This is a genomic window from Aerosakkonema funiforme FACHB-1375 (genome assembly GCF_014696265.1).
In the GTDB taxonomy this organism is placed as follows: domain Bacteria; phylum Cyanobacteriota; class Cyanobacteriia; order Cyanobacteriales; family Aerosakkonemataceae; genus Aerosakkonema; species Aerosakkonema funiforme_A.
Genome location: NZ_JACJPW010000075.1, coordinates 23,995 through 42,870 on the forward strand (window position 1 = coordinate 23,995; position 18,876 = coordinate 42,870).

20 protein-coding genes and 1 pseudogene are annotated in these 18,876 nt (G+C 43.7%); 11 read left to right on the forward strand and 10 right to left on the reverse strand.

Annotation, left to right across the window (positions count from 1 at the left end; translation table 11 throughout):
- The first annotated feature begins 54 nt into the window (after positions 1-54).
- The 4 genes from H6G03_RS24785 to H6G03_RS24800 all read left to right on the forward strand — a co-directional run bounded on the left by H6G03_RS24785 (position 55) and on the right by H6G03_RS24800 (position 6,248).
- Positions 55-2,544 carry a glucan 1,4-alpha-glucosidase gene (locus tag H6G03_RS24785; RefSeq protein WP_190470119.1) on the forward strand — a complete coding sequence of 830 codons (2,490 nt, stop codon included), beginning with the start codon at positions 55-57 and terminating at the stop codon, positions 2,542-2,544.
- A gap of 19 nt (positions 2,545-2,563) precedes the next feature.
- Positions 2,564-3,475: an alpha/beta fold hydrolase gene (locus H6G03_RS24790; RefSeq protein ID WP_190470122.1), complete on the forward strand. Its 912-nt coding sequence runs from the start codon at positions 2,564-2,566 to the stop codon at positions 3,473-3,475.
- A 216-nt stretch (positions 3,476-3,691) separates the two neighbouring features.
- Positions 3,692-5,248 (forward strand): iron uptake porin, encoded by a 1,557-nt coding sequence (locus H6G03_RS24795; RefSeq protein WP_199315468.1) that lies wholly within the window; start codon positions 3,692-3,694, stop codon positions 5,246-5,248.
- Positions 5,249-5,402: 154 nt separating this feature from the next.
- Positions 5,403-6,248, forward strand: a complete 846-nt coding sequence (locus tag H6G03_RS24800) for an alpha/beta fold hydrolase (protein ID WP_456057581.1) — start codon at positions 5,403-5,405, stop codon at positions 6,246-6,248.
- Here H6G03_RS24800 and H6G03_RS24805 read toward each other — a convergent pair.
- Positions 6,245-6,619, reverse strand: coding sequence for a signal peptidase I (locus H6G03_RS24805; RefSeq protein ID WP_190470128.1), 375 nt, complete (start codon positions 6,617-6,619; stop codon positions 6,245-6,247). The two genes, H6G03_RS24800 and H6G03_RS24805, sit on opposite strands and share 4 nt — an antisense overlap.
- A 23-nt stretch (positions 6,620-6,642) precedes the next feature.
- Positions 6,643-7,872, reverse strand: coding sequence for a TCR/Tet family MFS transporter (locus H6G03_RS24810; protein ID WP_190470130.1), 1,230 nt, complete (start codon positions 7,870-7,872; stop codon positions 6,643-6,645).
- A gap of 25 nt (positions 7,873-7,897) precedes the next feature.
- Here H6G03_RS24810 and H6G03_RS24815 point away from each other — a divergent pair, with 25 nt between their 5' ends.
- Together H6G03_RS24815 and H6G03_RS24820 are read left to right on the forward strand one after the other, a co-directional pair.
- Positions 7,898-8,284, forward strand: coding sequence for a hypothetical protein (locus H6G03_RS24815; RefSeq protein ID WP_190470135.1), 387 nt, complete (start codon positions 7,898-7,900; stop codon positions 8,282-8,284).
- Between the two features lie 39 nt (positions 8,285-8,323).
- Positions 8,324-8,932 carry a glutathione S-transferase family protein gene (locus H6G03_RS24820; RefSeq protein ID WP_190470137.1) on the forward strand — a complete coding sequence of 203 codons (609 nt, stop codon included), beginning with the start codon at positions 8,324-8,326 and terminating at the stop codon, positions 8,930-8,932.
- Between the two features lie 48 nt (positions 8,933-8,980).
- On the opposite strand, the gene H6G03_RS24825 is transcribed toward H6G03_RS24820, so the two are convergent.
- The 6 genes from H6G03_RS24825 to H6G03_RS24850 form a co-directional block, all read right to left on the reverse strand.
- Positions 8,981-9,367: a type II toxin-antitoxin system VapC family toxin gene (locus H6G03_RS24825; RefSeq protein WP_242060463.1), complete on the reverse strand. Its 387-nt coding sequence runs from the start codon at positions 9,365-9,367 to the stop codon at positions 8,981-8,983.
- The gene (locus tag H6G03_RS24830) at positions 9,361-9,618 is read right to left on the reverse strand and encodes a type II toxin-antitoxin system Phd/YefM family antitoxin (protein WP_190470140.1); all 258 of its coding nucleotides are present in this window, start codon (positions 9,616-9,618) and stop codon (positions 9,361-9,363) included. Before H6G03_RS24830 ends, H6G03_RS24825 begins: the two co-directional genes overlap by 7 nt.
- Positions 9,619-9,683: 65 nt before the next feature.
- On the reverse strand, positions 9,684-10,334 hold the full coding sequence (locus H6G03_RS24835; RefSeq protein ID WP_322111967.1) for a Uma2 family endonuclease: 651 nt from the start codon (positions 10,332-10,334) through the stop codon (positions 9,684-9,686).
- A 138-nt stretch (positions 10,335-10,472) separates the two neighbouring features.
- Entirely contained in the window at positions 10,473-10,829 is a 357-nt protein-coding gene (locus H6G03_RS24840; RefSeq protein ID WP_190470143.1) for a DUF5615 family PIN-like protein, read from the reverse strand.
- Complete coding sequence (locus H6G03_RS24845; protein WP_190470145.1) at positions 10,829-11,158, reverse strand: DUF433 domain-containing protein; 330 nt, start codon at positions 11,156-11,158, stop codon at positions 10,829-10,831. Before H6G03_RS24845 ends, H6G03_RS24840 begins: the two co-directional genes overlap by 1 nt.
- Positions 11,159-11,201: 43 nt before the next feature.
- Positions 11,202-11,960, reverse strand: a complete 759-nt coding sequence (locus tag H6G03_RS24850; RefSeq protein WP_190470148.1) for an amino acid ABC transporter ATP-binding protein — start codon at positions 11,958-11,960, stop codon at positions 11,202-11,204.
- A 47-nt stretch (positions 11,961-12,007) separates the two neighbouring features.
- On the opposite strand from H6G03_RS24850, the gene H6G03_RS24855 reads away from it, so the two are divergent.
- The gene (locus tag H6G03_RS24855) at positions 12,008-13,516 is read left to right on the forward strand and encodes an ABC transporter permease subunit (RefSeq protein WP_190470151.1); all 1,509 of its coding nucleotides are present in this window, start codon (positions 12,008-12,010) and stop codon (positions 13,514-13,516) included.
- A 120-nt stretch (positions 13,517-13,636) separates the two neighbouring features.
- Positions 13,637-13,810: a hypothetical protein gene (locus tag H6G03_RS24860; RefSeq protein WP_190470154.1), complete on the forward strand. Its 174-nt coding sequence runs from the start codon at positions 13,637-13,639 to the stop codon at positions 13,808-13,810.
- Between the two features lie 126 nt (positions 13,811-13,936).
- Here the strand turns inward: H6G03_RS24860 and H6G03_RS24865 are convergent, their stop codons facing one another.
- The gene (locus H6G03_RS24865) at positions 13,937-14,569 is read right to left on the reverse strand and encodes a Uma2 family endonuclease (protein ID WP_190470157.1); all 633 of its coding nucleotides are present in this window, start codon (positions 14,567-14,569) and stop codon (positions 13,937-13,939) included.
- 49 nt (positions 14,570-14,618) lie between these two features.
- Positions 14,619-15,314, reverse strand: a complete 696-nt coding sequence (locus H6G03_RS24870) for an NUDIX hydrolase (protein WP_190470159.1) — start codon at positions 15,312-15,314, stop codon at positions 14,619-14,621.
- Positions 15,315-15,385: 71 nt separating this feature from the next.
- Between H6G03_RS24870 and H6G03_RS24875 the strand changes: the two genes are divergently transcribed.
- From H6G03_RS24875 to H6G03_RS24885, 3 genes and pseudogenes are all read left to right on the forward strand, one after another.
- Entirely contained in the window at positions 15,386-16,198 is an 813-nt protein-coding gene (locus H6G03_RS24875; protein ID WP_190470162.1) for a protein phosphatase 2C domain-containing protein, read from the forward strand.
- An 89-nt stretch (positions 16,199-16,287) separates the two neighbouring features.
- Positions 16,288-18,141 (forward strand): hypothetical protein, encoded by a 1,854-nt coding sequence (locus H6G03_RS24880; RefSeq protein ID WP_190470165.1) that lies wholly within the window; start codon positions 16,288-16,290, stop codon positions 18,139-18,141.
- Positions 18,142-18,177: 36 nt separating this feature from the next.
- A pseudogene (locus tag H6G03_RS24885) lies at positions 18,178-18,777 on the forward strand (isochorismatase); the annotation flags it as partial.
- Between the last annotated feature and the right edge of the window lie 99 nt (positions 18,778-18,876).

An 18,876-nucleotide genomic window follows, 5' to 3' on the forward strand; every position in this document is an offset into this window, starting at 1 on the left:
CCATAGCTAAGCTAAAGCGCTAGCCTAACGCACCAAGCTCATCAGGTTTTTAGATTGAAGAAATTTAATTGGTTGGCAGGTTTTATCGTTGCCATAGGCGCGATGATATACGTCATAGCAACTAATGTGGCGTTCACCGAAACTGTTATTGGCAGTGAAGCATTCGGTCATCCCGGCATTTGTCCGGCTTGGTCGCCATCAACGCTCACTTTTCTCGGCACAGCGCAAAACCCGAATTCAAAAGTATGGTTTACCGGCGATAACGGCATCATCAGTCAAGTATTTTACCCTTCTGCTGACAAGGCAGATACGGTAGATTGGCAGTTTTTGGTCGGAGACGCTGACAAAACTTGGGTGGAAGAGGAAAAGCAAGATACTACTAGCAAGGTTGCGTTGAATAACGATCGTTCTCTTGCTTGGGATATCACCAACAAAGCTAAAAATGGCAAATATCAAATTGAAAAAACTATTTTCACCGACCCCAACCGCAACACAGTCATTCAGCAAATAACATTCACCGCTTTAAACGGAAATATAGGTGATTTCAATCTCTATACTTTGTATCATCCAGCAATTGATAATCAGGGAATATCCACCACAGGCTATAGCACTAATTATAAAGATATCTCAATGCTGGTTGCTAAAAACGATCGCAGCGGTTTAGCATCTGCATTGGCGAGTTCGCTTCCCTTCAAAGCTATGTCAAACGGTTTTGTCGGACAAAGCGACGGTTGGCAAGATTTGAAAGGCGGTAATGCTGACAATACAATGAACTGGACTTTCGACTCAGCAACTGATGGTAACATTGCACAAATGGCAATGTTGGATTTGAGTCCTTATGCTAACGAAAAATCAGTTACTTTTAACTTGGTTCTCGCTTTTGGCGATAGCGATGCCAAAGCGGAAACAACAGCAGCAGAAACCCTCAGCGATAACTTTGCTAATATGCTGTCTGTTTATAATACAGAATGGAACAGCTACACGAATAGTTTAAATAATTTTGGCGGTACTGCCGATCGACAATATTATATGGCGGCAATGGCACTAAAAGCTGCTAGCGATAAAAGTTCTGGTGCAATGGTGGCAGGTTTGGGTAATCCTTGGGGTAATTCTAATTACTCAATCTGTACACCTCAAGGCGTGCAAATGCAAGGGGGTTATCACTTAGTTTGGCCGCGAGATTTGTATAAATTTGCCAGTGCTTTGATTGTGGCGGGTGACAAGGATACAGCAGCAAAAGGTTTGGATTGGTTGTTTAATGTTATGCAGCAACCAGACGGACATTTTCTCCAGAATGCCTTCGTCGATGGGACGCCTTATTGGAATGGCATTCAAATGGACGAAACGGCATTTCCAATTATGTTGGCATGGAAACTCGATCGCACAGATTCAAATACCTACAATAACCACATCAAACCCGCTGCCGATTATATTGTAAAACACGGCCCTGCCACAGGTCAAGAACGTTGGGAAGAGAACGGCGGTTACTCTCCCGGTACGATTGCGGCGGAAATCGCGGGTTTAGTTTGTGCGGCTGATATCGCCAGAATTAATGGAGATTTTGCCAGTCAAACTAAGTATCTGGAAACAGCAGATTACTGGCAAGCAATGGTAGAAAATTGGACATTCACCACTAGCGGTTCGATCGGCAATGGCAAGTATTTTGAACGCATTGATGATAATGGTAATCCGAATGACGGACATATTTTGAATATTAGTAACGGTGGCGGGGGATATGATGAAAGAAATATTGTCGATAGCAGCTTTTTAGAATTAGTCCGCCACGGCGTAAAAGCTTGGAATAACCCTTATATCTTGGCGTCGCTTCCCACCATTGATTCGACAATTAAACAAACAATTCCCGGTAAAGGCGATGCTTGGTTTCGCTACAATCACGACGGTTACGGCGAAACAGCAACAGGCGCAGATTATACAGGTGCTGGTATCGGTCGTTTGTGGCCGATTTTCACAGGCGAACGCGGTCATTTTGTTATTGCTGGCGGCGATAAAGCTGACAAATATCTGGCAACAATGCGTACTTTTGCTAATAGTTCCTACATGATTCCCGAACAAGTTTGGGATTTAAATGCGCCATCTGGCAATACTCCGGGAACTCCCACTAAGTCGATGACTCCCCTATCTTGGTCGATGGGAGAATACATGGCATTGCTGGCATCGAATTACCATAACAAAGTGATGGATATGCCTGCCATTATCTATCAGCGTTATGTGACAAACGCCTACAAACCGCAAGAAGGAAAAGTTGTAGATTATAACCCAGCAAATGTCAAGCAGGGAAAAGCTTTAACTATTTATTACAAAGGTTCCTTGGCAAATGCCAACGAGGTAAACTTGCACTGGGGATATAACAATTGGCAGCAAGTTACCGATCGACTAATGCTGAAGCGGGATGATGGCTTCTGGGAAACGACGATCGCATTACCAGCGACAGCAAATTCCTTGCACTTTGCTTTCACTGATGGGGTAAAGTGGGATAATAACGGTGGTGGCAACTGGAACGAAACAATTGCAGCAGATTCGTGAAATTTGAAGGGTGATAACTATGCAAACCGTTGATTTGGAAAAATTACCAACCCAGTTTTACAATTGGAAGAATTATCGCTGCGCTTACGAAGTTTATAACCAAAATAATAACGATAGCATTTCTCTGCTGTTGATTCATCCGATCGGCGTTGGTTTATCCGGCAATTTTTGGCAAAGATTCTGTCGCCAATGGTACGCCGCCGGACATCGCAACCCTATCTACAATCCCGATTTATTGGGATGCGGTGAAAGCGATATGCCGCGAGTAGCTTATCATCCGATCGATTGGGCAAAACAGTTGCAATACTTTTTGCATAATGTAGTAAAAAAACCAGTAATTTTAGTCGTGCAAGGTGCGTTATTTCCAGTGGCAGTTGAATTAGTGCAATTGGAAAAAAAATCTAATTTAATTCGGGGAGCGATCTTCTCTGGGCCACCTGCTTGGCGATTGATTAGTAATAACACTCCAGATTGGAAACATAAAGTAAATTGGAATATCTTTGATTCTCCCGTAGGGAGAGGATTTTTTGAATATGCCAGAAGCCGCAAGTTTATCCGTAATTTCTCCATTCGGCAACTTTTTGCTGAAGTTGAAAAAGTCGATGACGAATGGTTAGATATGTTGACAAATAGCGCGAAAGATGCGGCGAGTCGCCATGCCGTGTTTGCGTTTTTGGCTGGTTTTTGGAGACAAGATTATAAGGATGCGATCGCGCAAATTTCCCAACCAACTTTAGTAGTGATGGGAGAAGAGGCATCGAGTATTAGCAAAGAAGGAAAAAAAGAAACTCCAGACGAACGTTTGGCTGATTACTTGGCGTGTTTGCCAAAAGGTCGGGGGCTAAAGATGAGAGGGAGAAATGTTTTACCTTACGAAGAAACGACGGAATTTGTGAATGCGATCGCGCCATTTATACGTGAGATTGCTTGAATAAGCCGATGCAAGAATTTTCGATTTTGGATTGGCTGCGCCTTGAAAGTTAATTAGAAGCGCGAGGTAGGAAAAGTAGGAAAAGTAGGAAAAAGTTGATTATGTTGCGACCCTCTGGTCATTATGCTAAAAATTAGCTAATTATCGACTTGTTGGCTTATTTTCGGACATTTAGGATAGGAAAAGCAAGTTCGCTCGACAAAAGTGTGAGGAATCGTGAAGAAATTTTTTAGAAATACTCTACCAATTAGCCTGCTGACGCTAGTCAACACATCACTCATTGCCAGCATCACCCGTGCAGAACCGACACAAGTCAGAACTCCACGAAACAATGCCATGAATCAAGTCACCAACGTTTCTCAATTGGAGGACGTTTCTCCCGGAGACTGGGCTTTTGAGGCAGTGCGAAATTTAGTAGAACGTTACGGCTGTATCGAAGGTTATCCCGACCGCACCTTCCGGGGAAACCGCGCCTTAACTCGCTACGAATTTGCCGCAGGTTTGAACTCCTGTTTGCAGCAGATAGAACAGCTGATTGCCCGTAGCGGTGCCAATGTTACTCGTGAAGACTTGGAAACTCTGCAACGTTTGACCCAGGAATTTAAAGCCGAACTTGCCACCTTGAGAGGTCGAGTAGATGCTTTGGAAAATCGGATAACTTCCTTGGAAGCAAACCAGTTTTCTACCACAACTAAACTCAGCGTCGAAACAGTTATTGTTGCGACTCAAGTTTTTGGCGAAGAAAATGCAGCGACAGGCGAAGATATTGAAGACGAAGCCACCCTTGGCTACCGTGTACGCCAGAGTTTTCTAACCAGTTTCAACGGCAGAGACCGATTGCGACTTCGCCTCCAAATGGGTAATACTTTTGATGCTCGCGGTGGCAGCAACATAACTAATTTAAACACTTTCGGAAGCAATACAGGCAACGATGTGCGGCTCAACAAAGCTGAATATCGCTTCCCGATCGGGGATAGCACGATGGTTTGGATTGCCGCACATAACATGAACTTGGATGATGTTGCCGATCCGTTGGCTCCTTTTACCACTAGCGCTACTACTGGCGCAAATTCCGGCTTTGGAGCTTATGCTCCCATTTACTATACCAGCTACGGTGCTGGCGTCGGTGTTTCCCACGATTTCAGCAAAAAATTTAACTTGTCTGGCTATTATTCTGCCGGTAACGCTGGCAATCCCAGTCACGGTTCCGGTTTCTTCGACGGACAATTTGTAGCGGGAACCCAATTAACTTACAGACCCAGCGCTAATGCAGGCATTGGTTTAGTCTACACCCGCAGCTACTTTCCCGGAAAAGATACTGGCTTTGTTTCCGGTAGCGTCGGTAGCGCTTTAGCCGATAATCCGTTTCAAGGAAATGCAACATCAACTGATAACTTTGCAATTGTAGGGAATTGGCGGATTGCGCCTGCATTTAGCATAGAAGGTTGGGCTATGTACACCAGAGCTAATGCAGAAGGTGGAAGTCGCGATGGCGATACAGCCGATATCCGCAACTGGAAACTCAGCTTTGCTTTCCCAGATTTATTCAAAAAAGGTAACCTGGGAGTCCTGACTGTAGGGAATCCCCCGCAAGCCTACCGCGTGGAAGGTGGGCCGGAGGATGAAGAAACTGCTTGGTTTGTGGAAGCTTTCTACAGTTACCGAGTCAATGATTATATGTCGATTACTCCAGGGTTTTTCGTGATTACTAACCCTGAAAATAATCGCGATCCGCTTTGGGTTGGGGTACTCAGGGCTGGTTTCGATTTTTAGGTTTGGACAGTGCGATCGAGCATAAAACAAAGCACAATTTACGATGAAAAATTCCTACTTTAAAAACCGCGTCATATTACACTGGCGATCGCTACTATGAGCAGTACTTTTTGAGTTTTGAATTCCCACTACATAGAACAAGTAGATAATCATGATGCCAAAGCTAAATCTGCAACGCAAAACTCTCAATTTACCCCAAATTCAACTTTCTTATTTGGAATGGGGTCAGGGAGAACCAGTGCTGTTACTCCACGGTTTAGCCGATTGCGCCTTAGTTTGGGCGAGTTTGGGAGAATATTTAGCAAATTCTTATCACAGTGTAGCCCCAGATATTCGGGGTCACGGGGAAAGCAGCAAACCGGAAAACGGCTATCGCAGCGCCGATATTATCGCTGATTTGCAAGCGCTGATGGATAATTTGGGTTGGTCTGACGCGCACATAATAGCCCATTCTTGGATGGCAAAAGTGGCTTGCGTTTGGGCAAAACAGCATCCGCAAAGGTTTCGCAGCTTGGTAATCATCGATCCATTTTTCATCGGCAAAATGCCCAGTTTCACAAAGTTGACTTTTCCATTTTTCTACAAAGTTTTACCATTTCTCAAATGTATGGGGCCGTTTCCCAGTTACGTCGCCGCCGAAAATTTAGCGCGTCAACTCAAACAATATAAAGGTTGGAGTCCATTACAAGAGGCGGCGTTTAAAGCGGGGATGGAGGAAAAAAAAGATGGAACTTGGGGCAGTAAATTTGTAGTTCAAGCACGAAATCAGGTTTTCGAGGATGTCATGCTGGTGGCGGGTTTAACGGAAACTTTGGAAGTAGCAACGCTGTTACTTTTACCAGAACAAGGACTCAACCGCAGCGAATTCCAAATCAAGCCTTTCCGAACTTATCTGAAAAATGTTTCTATGCAAAAGATTCCCGGAAATCACTGGGCTTTTTTAGTGGAACCAGATGCTTTTAATCAAGCTGTGGCAAAGTTTTTAAATTCATTCACTTAATGACTGACTGCTTTGCTATCACCGGACAAAGAAGGCCATCTAACTGTTAAAATGGTAGACTCCTCCTCAGCTAGCCAACAATGAGGTACACCGGGACACCAAAGTGCATAATCGCCCTCGCGAGATAATAGCACTTCCGTATCCGGAAATTGCAGGCGAAATCGTCCCGAAACCAGAATGGAAAGGGTAGTGGCTTGGGCATTCATCGCCCATTCCCGTCTACCTTCTCCGGCTTTGTGAGATCCCCATTTCACCTCTAAATTAGAAGATGAACGAGGGTCATTGGCTGGGTTAATAAAATGTCCGATAAACCAGCCCCAGCGATTTTCTCCTTCAATTTGGGCGTTGCCAAAGACAAGTTTAGGCTGCATTGGAACACAATGATTGCATTTGCTTATGGAGTTTGAAGATTTTGAGATTTTCCCTTAGAAAAAGTAGCGATCGCTAGCGACAATGCTACAGCAAACAGAAACGCACCCAAGAAAAATGGTATTTCCGGTAAACGAATCAGGGCGCGTGAGGACGTAAAATAACCGAACAAGTTAGTAGCTAACAATGGGCCGATAATAGTTGCTAAAGCTGTCAGAGAAGCCAAAGCACCTTGAAGTGCGCCTTGTTCTTGCGAACTTACTTGTGCAGAAATCAATCCCTGAGCTGTGGGTTTAACAGTAAAATCAAAACCATTCAGTACAATAATCCAATATAACATCCATCCCGCATTGGCAGAAGCATAGAGGAGATAACCAATAATGCTGAAAGTCAGTCCGATGATAATTATCCGTCTAGAACCGAAGCGAGAAATCAGCGGTCGGATCAAACCTCCTTGGACAATTGCCGTCATTATTCCTAATAATGTCAACGACAGTCCAGCTTGCAAGGTTTCCCATTGAAACTTGTAGGTAGTAAATAACACCCAGGTGCTGACAAAACATTGCAAACCGACATCGGTAAACAACATCGCTGCTGCTAAACCAAAGACGATCGCATTTTTTCGCAACAACCACAGAGAGCCAATTGGGTTAGCGCGAGTCCAAGAAAACGGACGGCGGTGTTCTGGTGCGTGAGATTCGGATACAACTATAATTCCGTACAGCAGATTCAAAAATGTGATAATAGCTGCAACTGCGAAAGGAAAACGCAATCCCCAAGCGCCCAACAAGCCGCCTAAAGCAGGCCCAACCACCCATCCTAAAGCCAGGAAAGCTCCTACTAAACCGAAGTTTTTCGGTCGTTCTTCGGGAGTGCTGACATCGGCAATGTAGGCAAACACAACAGCAACGCTACCACCAGTAAGACCGTTGAGAATTTGCGCCGTGAATATCCACGGTAAACTGGGAGCAAATGTCAAGCCGATATAGGTTAATCCCGTTCCCAAGAGGGAAAATAGCAGTACTGGTTTGCGACCGAAGCGATCGGATAAAGCGCCCTGAATAGGTGAGAAGATAAATAACATCAAGGCGTAGGTAGTCGTAACGGCTCCATAATAATAGGAGGCAGTGGAAACATCACCGATAAACTGAGCGATCAGTTTGGGAAGAATGGGAGCGCTAAGACCGACTCCCATTACATCTATAAACAAGGTGATTAAAACAAAAATAAGACCGGGCGGGCGCTGCAATTTCATCGTTAATTTCTCTGAAATTCAAGATATGTCGAACTGGCTCTCTTTGTTACAGAAACCGGAAAACTTGGGTGATGCTGAAGCGATCGAGCATTGGTTTACTCGGATAGCGTCTGGGCTTTTGAACGGTTGCTATTTGGTTGTTGGCAATGAACCTCATCGTTTGGTGGAAATTGAATTTTACTATTGTGGTGATGTACATCCAGATCCGTTTACGCATCGCGATCGCTTGCAACTGGAATTCGGACGCTGGTACTTCCACCGTACCAGAGGAATGTACCGAGGTGGTAGTTTCAAAGGTTTGGATATGACTTTTCGGTATGGATTTGAATCCCAAACTACTGTGCAAGTTGCACCGAACTTGCCACGCGATCGCGAGAACAAGCGGATTGTAGTATCGCTAACCATAGACTAAACTCTAAAATTGTCGATTAAGATACCAAATAACAAGTTTATGAGCAGAGTTTTGTACTACGCACAGCGATCGCCCTACGCCAGAAAAGTGCGGATCTTGCTAGCAGAGAAGAATTTGCCTTGCGAACTGAAAGCTACCGATATTGTGAATAAATCGCCGGAATTCATCCAAATTTCTCCCATTGGCAAGGTGCCGGTGTTGGTAGATGAAGATGGCACGACGCTGTGGGATTCTACTTTGATTGTCGAATATTTGGATGAAACTTACCCGGAGGTGAGTTTTTATCCAAGCGATCGCAAACAGCGCCTGGAGTGTCGCAAATGGGAAGATTTAGGAGATACTTTAGCAGATAATGCTGTCGCTTTGTGGTATCAAAAGCTGAAAGGCGAGAATGCAGATCCCAAAGATCGAGAGAAATATCAAAGTGCGATCGATCGTCTTTTACCACCTTTGGATGAAAAACTAACCACATCTACTTACTTATTAGGTAAAACTTGGACAGCGGCAGATGTAGCGGCATTATGTGCGCTGGGTTATTACACTCTCCGCTTCGGTGAAGATTGGCAACACCAATATCTGAGATTGGGACAGTGGTTTAAGAAATTGCACGATCGCGAGTCAGTCAAATCGACTGTTCCTGTGGGGTAAAACTGAGTGCGATCGCATTTTAGAGTGCGATCGCACCCGATTTACTCATTAGCTTTTATCCAAAATTGAAATCATCGGGTAAGCTATGATAGCTGGATCTTCTGTAACAATTATCAATTTATGCTGCAAAGATTGGCAAATCAGCAGTCGGTCAAAGGGATCTCGGTGCAGCAGTGGAAGTTTCGCCAATTGTGCAACGCTTTCTTCATCCACATTCAGACTATAAATTAAGTGGTTAGCCCTTTGTCTTGGCAGGTAGGTTTCTGGAGATTCGGGTAAGGGAAGTTTACCAAGCTGGTATTTAATTATTGCTTCCCAGACTGATACGACACTGAGATAGATTTGATTATCTGGATCGCGAATAGCGTCCCGAAAGCTAACCGATAAACGACTATCTCCACTGATGAACCAGAGAAAAATATGTGTATCTAACAACAGTTTCCTGCCGTTTCAAATTGATGGATTATCTCGTCAGGTAGAGGCTCGTTAAAGTCATCGGGAACCACAAACTCTCCAGCGCACAAACCAAAAGGACGTAATTGTTTTGAGCTAGTGCTAGACTGGATCGGTTTAATTTCGGCTATAGGTCGATCGCCTTCAACGATGACAAGTATATTACCCTCTTGAATAAGTTTAAGAAAGCTGGAAGTATCGCGCTGAATCTCATCAAGATTAATTTGAATCATTTTTGTGTGATGCAAAGTTTGTGGATTGAGTATATTATATGCGGAGTAAGAAAATGCAATTAAATTTATAATTGCTGAAATTGCGCTAACAACCAAGTACCTACTTGCGATAGATTATCATTGCGACTGCGCCGTAAAGCTTCCTCTAATAAAGAAATTGGCAATCCCGGTAAAATTTCAGATTGAGTAATGCGCCTACTGCCATTGTTAGCGATTATCGCAAAAGCAATAATTTGAGCGTTTTGTACGTCTGCTACCCAATATTCAGCAACTTCTAACTCTTCGTAAAGTAATCGTTTTGAGCCTAGATCGTCAGCTAAACTTGTATCGGCAATTTCAATCGCTAAATCTGGTGGTGAAACGTTATCGAGATTTACTACTGCGCTTCCTGTCGGTGCTAATTGCGATCGCTCTCCAATATAATAAGATATATCTGGTTGTGCTTCTCTAACACCAGGTTTTCGATAGCTACATCTAACCAGTCCGTTCGCAGGAATTCCTTTGATAGTGCAGCAAAGAATAATAGCAAATAAAATAAGTGCGTGATTACTGGCGCGATCTGGAGAAATTGGCGCTGTTTCAATCCTCATTTGTCCGTTGTGGTAGTAGCACTTGGCTTTTTGATAAGCGGGGTCTTCACTTATTTGGATGAATTCATCCCAAGTCGCTACTACCCAGGTGTCAGTAGCTAATTTAGTTTGTAATGTAGTCATCATTCACCTCTTCGATCGTATTATAGGCGATACGTGCTACGCACACGCTACGCGATCGCACTCACTATGATGATAAATAAAAAAGAGCGATCGCACCTGTCAAATTACCTGAATGCGATCGCACTTTTTCGACTCACCCCCCTATGGAATCCAATCTACTCTATCGATCCACTCTTGGGCTTCATACGTCTCCCAAAGCAGGTAAATACTTTCTGCCAACTTACCTAATGAAGTTGCAGGACGCACCCAAACTAAACCCCAAATTTGCTTGCCCTCTGCCCAATGTAATTCTAAGTGTCCCGGCATTGACTTGCGGTTATCTGTAACTAAGAGTCGCTGCGATAAATCCACATAGCTTAGTATCTCTGGATCGAGAGTTCCAAATGGCGGTGCGTCTGGCTCTCCCACGCACAAAATATCTATGCTAGAGTTGAGACGCAAAACAGCCATTTTGATCTGTTTGGACAAATTTTCGTCAAGCAAGAAACGTATCTTCACTAGATATTTACCTGCTCTTTAGCTCTTTGTTTTTGGATCGCTCTCAAACGCTGCATCAAGGGAGAGGGATTTTTTAAAGATGCTTGATAACGTTCTTCTCGCCAATCATTCAATCGCTTCATGTACGCATCTACCTCTTCTTTATTTTGCTGGTAGTAGGTAATAGTTGCGTTAATTTTCTCTAAGTTCAGTGACGGAAAATGTTCGAGTATTTCTTCTGGAGAGCAACCTTGCAAGTAATAATCAATCACATTGTCGATGCCGATGCGATGACCTTTGATGCGGATGTCATCTGGGTCTAAAAATTCAAAGTAATCTTCCAATTGCATAAATCTACCTCTGTACGATCGCTTAACTTTATTTTATCGGCAATCAAAAAGTTGCAGACATCCGGCTGAGAAAAACACGCAAGCGATCGCTCTTTGGTTCGGTAATAACTTCCCTTGCCGATCCTTCTTCTGCGACGAGACCTTTATCCATAAATATGACTCGATGCGCGACATCACGGGCGAACTGCATTTCGTGAGTAACTACCACCATTGTCATTCCTTCTTGCGCCAATTGCTGCATGACTAACAGCACTTCTCCTACTAATTCGGGATCGAGGGCGCTGGTGGGTTCGTCGAATAATATGATTTGGGGATTCATGCACAAACTGCGGGCGATCGCAACTCGTTGTTTTTGTCCGCCAGACAATTGTTCTGGATAAACTTCGGCTTTCTGCGCCAAACCAACTTTTTCTAAATAAAATCTCGCCTGTTCTTCACTTTCAGAGCGAGATTTTCCCAAGACTTGACGCGGAGCCAATGTTAAGTTTTCCAGTACGCTTAAATGAGGAAACAAGTTGAATTGTTGAAAAACCATACCAACTTGCGATCGCAGTCTGCGTAATTGGGTTTGGCTAAGTTTCGGATGGGACAAATCCATTCCATTAACAACCAGACGCCCGCCGTTAATTGTCTCCAAACGGTTGAAACAGCGCAGGAGCGTACTTTTCCCGCAACCGCTCGATCCAATCACCGCCACCACTTCGCCACGATTTATAGAGCCGGTAATTCCTTGCAAAACCTTAAGAGAGCCGAAATTTTTCTCAATGTTCTCAAATGCGATCGCTGGGGTATAATCCTGCATAACTGAGTTTAGTATATTTCTACTTAGTTTATTTTAAGGTATCGCAAATGCACAGATTATTTCAATTTCGTAAGCTCGGCTGGGCTTTGCTTCTCAGCTTGTTTTTGTCAATTTTATGCGTTTCCCTTTTCATCGGCAGTCCCGCCAAAGCCCAAAAAACCCTTAAAATTGCCACAGAACCAGCTTTTCCGCCCTTTGAGTTTCAGGGAAGCAACGGGGAGTTAGTGGGTTTTGATATTGATTTACTCAAAGAAATTGGCAAAGCTGCTGGCTTCCAGGTGCAATTTCAAAGTATGCAATTTGACGGTATTATCCCCGCATTGCAGGCGAAAACAGTAGATGCGGCGGTGAGTGGAATTACTATTACCGCCGAACGTCAACAAGCGGTAGATTTTTCGCGACCTTATTTCAAAGCTGGGTTAGCGATCGCAGTTAAATCAGACAACCAAGATATCACATCTTTAGAAAGTCTGCAAAACAAGCGCGTAGCCGTGCAAATCGGTACTACTGGCGCTTTAGAAGCTAAGAAAATCCCCGGTGCTAAAATTCGTACTTTCGATAACGCGCCTTTGTCTCTTCAAGAATTGCTCAACGGTAATGTAGATGCGGTCATCAACGATGCGCCAGTCACTCTCTATGCTATCAAAGAAAACAATCTCAAAGGACTAAAAGTTACATCCCAATTGCTCACAGAAGAATACTACGGCATCCCCACCGCTAAAGGTTCTCCCAATCTAGATGATATCAACAGGGGATTGACAGCTATCCTAAATAATGGCACTTACGAACAAATTTATCGCAAATGGTTTAACGCCCAACCCCCCCAACTCCCTGAAAGCACAAGTATCGAGCAATCGACTAATTCAGTTAATGTTATTGCCATCATTTTAAGCGCCCTGCCCACGTTATTGAAGGGAGTGGTAGTCACGTTATATCTAACCATATTGTGCGGCATTTTGGGAATGATCGGCGGTTCGTTGATTGGCATTGCCCGCCTTTCTCCAGCAACTCCATTGCGTTGGGCAACCATAGCTTATATAGACTTTTTAAGAGGTACGCCGTTATTGGTACAAATTCTCATGATTTACTTTGGCATACCTACTTTATTGCAAGGATTTGGTATCCAGTTTAGTTTGAGTCCTTTTGTCGCCGCAGTAACGGCGCTGAGTCTTAATAGCGCTGCTTATATTGCTGAGATTGTTCGAGGCGGTATCCAATCTATTGAAAAAGGACAAACAGAAGCCGCCCAGTCGCTTGGTTTGGGAGCGGTAGAAACTATGCGTTATGTGATTTTTCCCCAAGCATTGCGGCGGATGTTACCACCGCTAGCAAATGAATTTATCACCTTGCTTAAAGATACTAGCTTGGCATCGGTAATCGGTTATCAAGAGCTATTGCAAGAGGGAAGGTTGATTATCGCAAATAATTATCGTTCTTTTGAAATTTTTGCCACTGTTGCTGTAATTTATCTGGCTTTGACATTGTTATCATCGCGTGCTTTTGGTTTCTTGGAAACTTGGATGAATCCGGTTAATAGGTCTCTCAAGAAGAGTTAGGGTAATCAAGTTAAGAAATTGTAGGTTGGGTTGAGAGATATCGAAACCCAACTTGTGCTTAGATAGAGTTGAGTTTCCTAACGTCAACCCAACCTACGGAATTACTGATTGGAATTTATTATGAGCGAAACACCAATTTTACCCGCTCCACAAAAGGTTAAGCAGACAATTGAAACTGCCCATCGCGCTTGTCAGGATATGGAGTTGGCAGGTTTGGAATTACAAGAAGTAATTGAGTTGTTAGAAAAAAATATTCGAGAGCAGCGTTTGAGGCGATTAAGACAAGTTTCTTAGGTATTGTAGGTTGGGTGAAGAGATATCGAAACCAAAATTTTGTTGAGATGGGTGTTGGGTTGACATTAGGAAACCCAACCTACGGAACTGATTAAATTTTCTTGTTTTTCCTACATCCGCCGCTCTCTAGTTGCTCAACTGCTGCTTCAAATCCCGAATCGCTGCACTTGTATTCCGTTCGTAGGCAACTTGAAGACATTGAGTAATAATATCCTGAATGTTAATGTTGGGAAAATATCGGCTTTTATCTAGCTCGATATATTCATCACCCTGTAACTGATAAACTAATAGCTTTTTGTTGCGAAACAACCAAACTTCAGGCACTCGATATGGCAGATAATCATTCACATCGGAATAACTGGTCACATCAATTTCCAAGACCAAATCGGGTGGCGGATCGTTCGCCCAGTCAATTCGCTCCTTGCCTGAAACTGCTTGCCAATTGTCAATATAAAAGGAATAATCTGGTTCGATGCCACTTTCCTCTGGGAGTTGCATAGTTACGGGTGTAAAAGCATCGTATTCCTGTTCTGCACAATCCAGTAGCGTTGTGATGACATTTGCAATCAAGTGAGCATCTCGTCCATGTCTGGGCAATGGTGACATTAATAAGACTTCTCCAGAACGATATTTGATACGAGGAATGGAGCCATCCCCCCGCTGCTGACATAGTGCTTGATATTCTTGCCAAGTGGCGATCGATCGCACTACCGTTCCGGCTGAGAGGTGAAGTTTTTCGGGTGATACAACGGCAAACATACCCACCTTTCGTATAGTAATCTCAGATCATTCTAACAAAACTACAATTTTAAATTTCAAAGTTGAATCCCATTTGTTTGAGTTGCAGATATTTTTGTTCGTCAAATTGATAGAGTCTGGCGGCTCGATGAGACACATCTTTCTGAGTTTCATCGAGTTGGACTAACAAATTCATATTGAGGATTTTTTTGCGAAAATTGCGTTTATCTAGATCGGTTCCTAAGATAATTTCATAGAGTCTTTGCAACTGAGTAAGGGTAAATTTTTTGGGCAACAATTCAAATCCAATTGGTTGATAGCGAACTTTGCCTTTCAATCGAGTTAAAGCTACCTCGAAAATGCGCGAATGGTCAAAGGCTAATGGCGGTAATTGAGTGACGGGAAACCAAGCGGCTTCGCTAGCATCTGTGGTGGCGTTGAGGGAGTGTTCGCACGAGTTTACCAGCGCGTAGTAGGCGACGGTGACGATGCGATCGCGCGGATCTCGCCCCACATCCCCAAATGTGTACAATTGCTCCAAATATACCGAATCTATGCCCGTTTCCTCCCGTAATTCCCGCCTCGCGGCTTCTTCCAACGATTCATCCATGCGGACAAACCCCCCCGGTAGGGCCCACATACCCAGAAAAGGGGGAAGGTTCCTCTGAATCAGCATCAACTGAAGCTGCATCGACTCTTTGTCTAAACCAAAAATCGCGCAATCCACGGTCAGCGCGGGTCTGGGGAATTCGTAGCTATAAGACATTTCGATTTGTAAAGGGGGTTGACATCGTGTTTTTTGTACACTAACTTAGTGTATAGGTAACACTAACAGCCATGCAAGAGCAATTTGAATTAGCGGCTGGTTCTGTAAAAGGTACAGAACATCAGCGGCTTGGCAAAAACAACCAAGATGGATATTACAGTATCAATTCACAAGGTACGAACTTAATTGCTGTTGTTTGCGATGGGTGCGGTAGCGGTCAGCACAGCGAAGTGGGAGCAAAAATTGGGGCGAGGTTGCTGGTAGAAACCATAAGCCGTTCTTTGCCATATCGCGAAGGATTTTGGCAAGATATCCACTCTAAAGTGCTGATGCAATTGAAAAATCTCGCCCAAGGATTTGGCGATAATTTAGCTGACATCGTAAATGATTATTTTCTGTTTACAGTTGTCGGAACATTAATCGTACCAGAAGGAGCGTTTATCTTTGCCATAGGAGATGGAATATTTGCGATTAACGGTGAAGTAGTGCAGTTGGGGCCATTTGCCAACAATGCACCACCTTATCTAGGATACGGTATTTTAGATGAGGTAAATCAAAGTTGGCAATTTCAAGTACATCGCACTCTACCTATGAGCGAAGTGGAATCGATTTTAATCGGTACAGATGGAGTTTCGGATCTGATTAAATCTGCATCGATCGACTTGCCAGGAAAGTCAGAAAGAGTGGGAGAAATTAGTCAATTTTGGAGAGAAGATCGCTATTTTAGCAATTCTGACAATATCCGACGCAGGTTATCCCTAATTAATCGCGAAGTAACTTACCCCAACTGGTCAGAACGCAGCCTAGTTAAACAAGGAGGCTTATTACCAGATGACACAACCTTACTCGTGATGCGACGAAAACAAGTTGTTAGTAATGACTAATAACCTATCTGCGAAATCCTTGATTCTACCTTCTTTTTCCCCTAGTCCCTAGCCCCTAGTCACTAGCCCCTAGCCATACCTTTCTGCAAATGGATGTCTACATCAACAACAAAAAAATCCGTCTCAAGCCTAACAAAGCGATCGGCAAAGGCGGCGAAGCAGATGTGTACAATATTGGCAACGGTAAAGCACTGAAGCTATTTAAGCAAGCGAATCATCCCGATTATCAGAATAATTCCCAGCAACAACGCACAGCACAAGAACGCTTAGACGAACATCAGTTTAAGTTGCGTCTGTTTCCTAACAACTTACCGAAGCGAGTTATTTGTCCGCAAGAGTTGGTAACTGATGCGCTGGGAATGAAAATTTTGGGATACACAATGGAAATGGTTGCTGGTGCGGAAGTTTTATTAAAATATAGCGATCGCACCTTCCGTCAATCGGGAATTGCCAACCAAATTGTTGTCGAAATATTCCGAGATTTACATACAACTGTTGCAGGTATTCATCTAGCAGGAGTAGTAATTGGCGATTTCAACGATTTGAATGTTTTAATTAAGCAGAAAGAAGCTTATTTAATTGATGCTGATTCTTTCCAGTTTGTCTCGTTTCCCTGTCGGGTATTTACGACTCGGTTTGTCGATCCGCTGTTGTGCGATCGCCAATCTTTAAAACCCGACCTAGTTGAAAATTATGCAAACGATTCGGATTGGTATGCTTTCAGCGTCATGCTAATGCAGTCCCTCCTATTTGTTGACCCTTACGGCGGCGTTTACCGACCAAAAGACCCGTCTAAACGGATTCCTCACGAAGCGCGATCGCTACAGGGAATTAGCATATTTAATCCAGAAGTTAAGTATCCCAAACCAGCCATACCTTACAAAGTTCTGCCAGATGATTTACTGCATTATTTTTATCAAGTATTTGAACAAGATAAGAGAGGTGAATTTGCGCGATCGCTCCTCGACAACCTGCAATGGACAACCTGCATTAACTGCGGCACAGAACACGCCAGAAATACCTGTCCCAACTGTAGCCAAACAATCCCAGCACCTTCGCTTCCCAAACCGATCGTCGTTCGAGGTACAGTCACAGCTACCCGAATTTTCAGTACAGAAGGGATTATTTTATTTACCGCATTGTCAGGAGATAAATTATGTTGGTTATACTATGAAAAAGGCGAATTTAAACGCGAAGACGGTACAGTTGTTCTCAGCGGTGACTTAGACCCGCACTTGCAATTTCGTATTCAAGGTAAATCCACTTTAATCGGCAAACAAGGACAAGTCATCACCCTAACACCAGGTAAATCTCCCACTCGTTTAGCTGTAGAAACCTTTGATGTAAATGAAACTAACCGTTACTGGACATACGGCGGTCAATTATTGCGAGATGGTCAGTTAAGTTCGGAATATATTGGCGATGTCTTAGCCGAACAAACTCACTTTTGGGTTGGTTCTAACTTCGGTTTTGGCTTCTACCGTGCGGGTAATTTGAATGTTGCTTTTGTCTTCGATGCCAACAAACGCGGCATCAACGATACGGTCAAAATTCCTTCATTTACCGGACAGTTAATAGATGCTAATTGCACTTTTACTGCTGACCGTTGCTGGTTCTTTATTTCCACTCAAGAACAAGGTCAAACTATCAATTATGTTTACATTATTCGTCCGGATGGTTCGATTGAAGCATCTGCTATGGCTAAAGCTGGAGATAATTCCTGGCTTTCTACATTGCACGGAAAATTTGCGGCTGGCAACTTTTTACTAGCAGCTACGGATGATGGTATTGTCCGCGTTGCACCGCAAAACGGTCAAATTGTCCAAACTAAAGAATTCCCAGATACAGAACCTTTCGTTGATGCTAATAGTCAACTATTTGCCAGTCAGCAAGGACTGTATGTTGTGAAAGCACAGCAAATTTTCATGCTGAAGATTACCTGAAGTTTCTTTTTCCGATATCTAGAATCCTGAATTACTATGAGTACGCAAACAACCAAACAATTACCGATTCCTCCCCACTTCGATGCCAAAAAAGTTGGAGAAGTCTGGCGCGTTTTGTACGAAGAGCGATCGCACGATGCTCAAGCTTGGGCGAAAAAGCACAACATTCCACCCGCAGCTAAAGATAAAACTCGCATTTGTCTGATGGTAATCGATGCCCAAAATACCTTTTGCATTCCCAAATTTGAATTATTTGTTGGGGGTCGTTCCGGTACGGGTGCGGTTGACGATAACGTGCGTTTGTGCGAATTTATCTATCGCAACTTGGGTTTAATTACGGCGATTTACCCGACAATGGACACCCACACAGCGATGCAAATTTTCCATTCGCTGTTTTGGGTGAACGATGCAGGCGAACACCCAGCGCCGATGACGATTATCTCTTTAGATGATGTGCAAAAAGGTGTTTGGAAAGTGAATCCTGCGATCGCACACAGCGTAGCGGGTGGCAATTACCTGGGATTGATGCGCCACGCCTCCCATTACGTCGATAAACTCAGCGACGGCGGCAAATATCCCTTGATTATTTGGCCTTATCATGCCATGTTGGGGGGAATAGGTCACGCCTTAAGTAGTCGGACAAAAGTAATCGACACTGTATGAACTTTTGTTAAGGCACTTGCAGGAGTGCGATCGCTACCCACGGATAGTACAAATGTATTGTAAAAATTGACA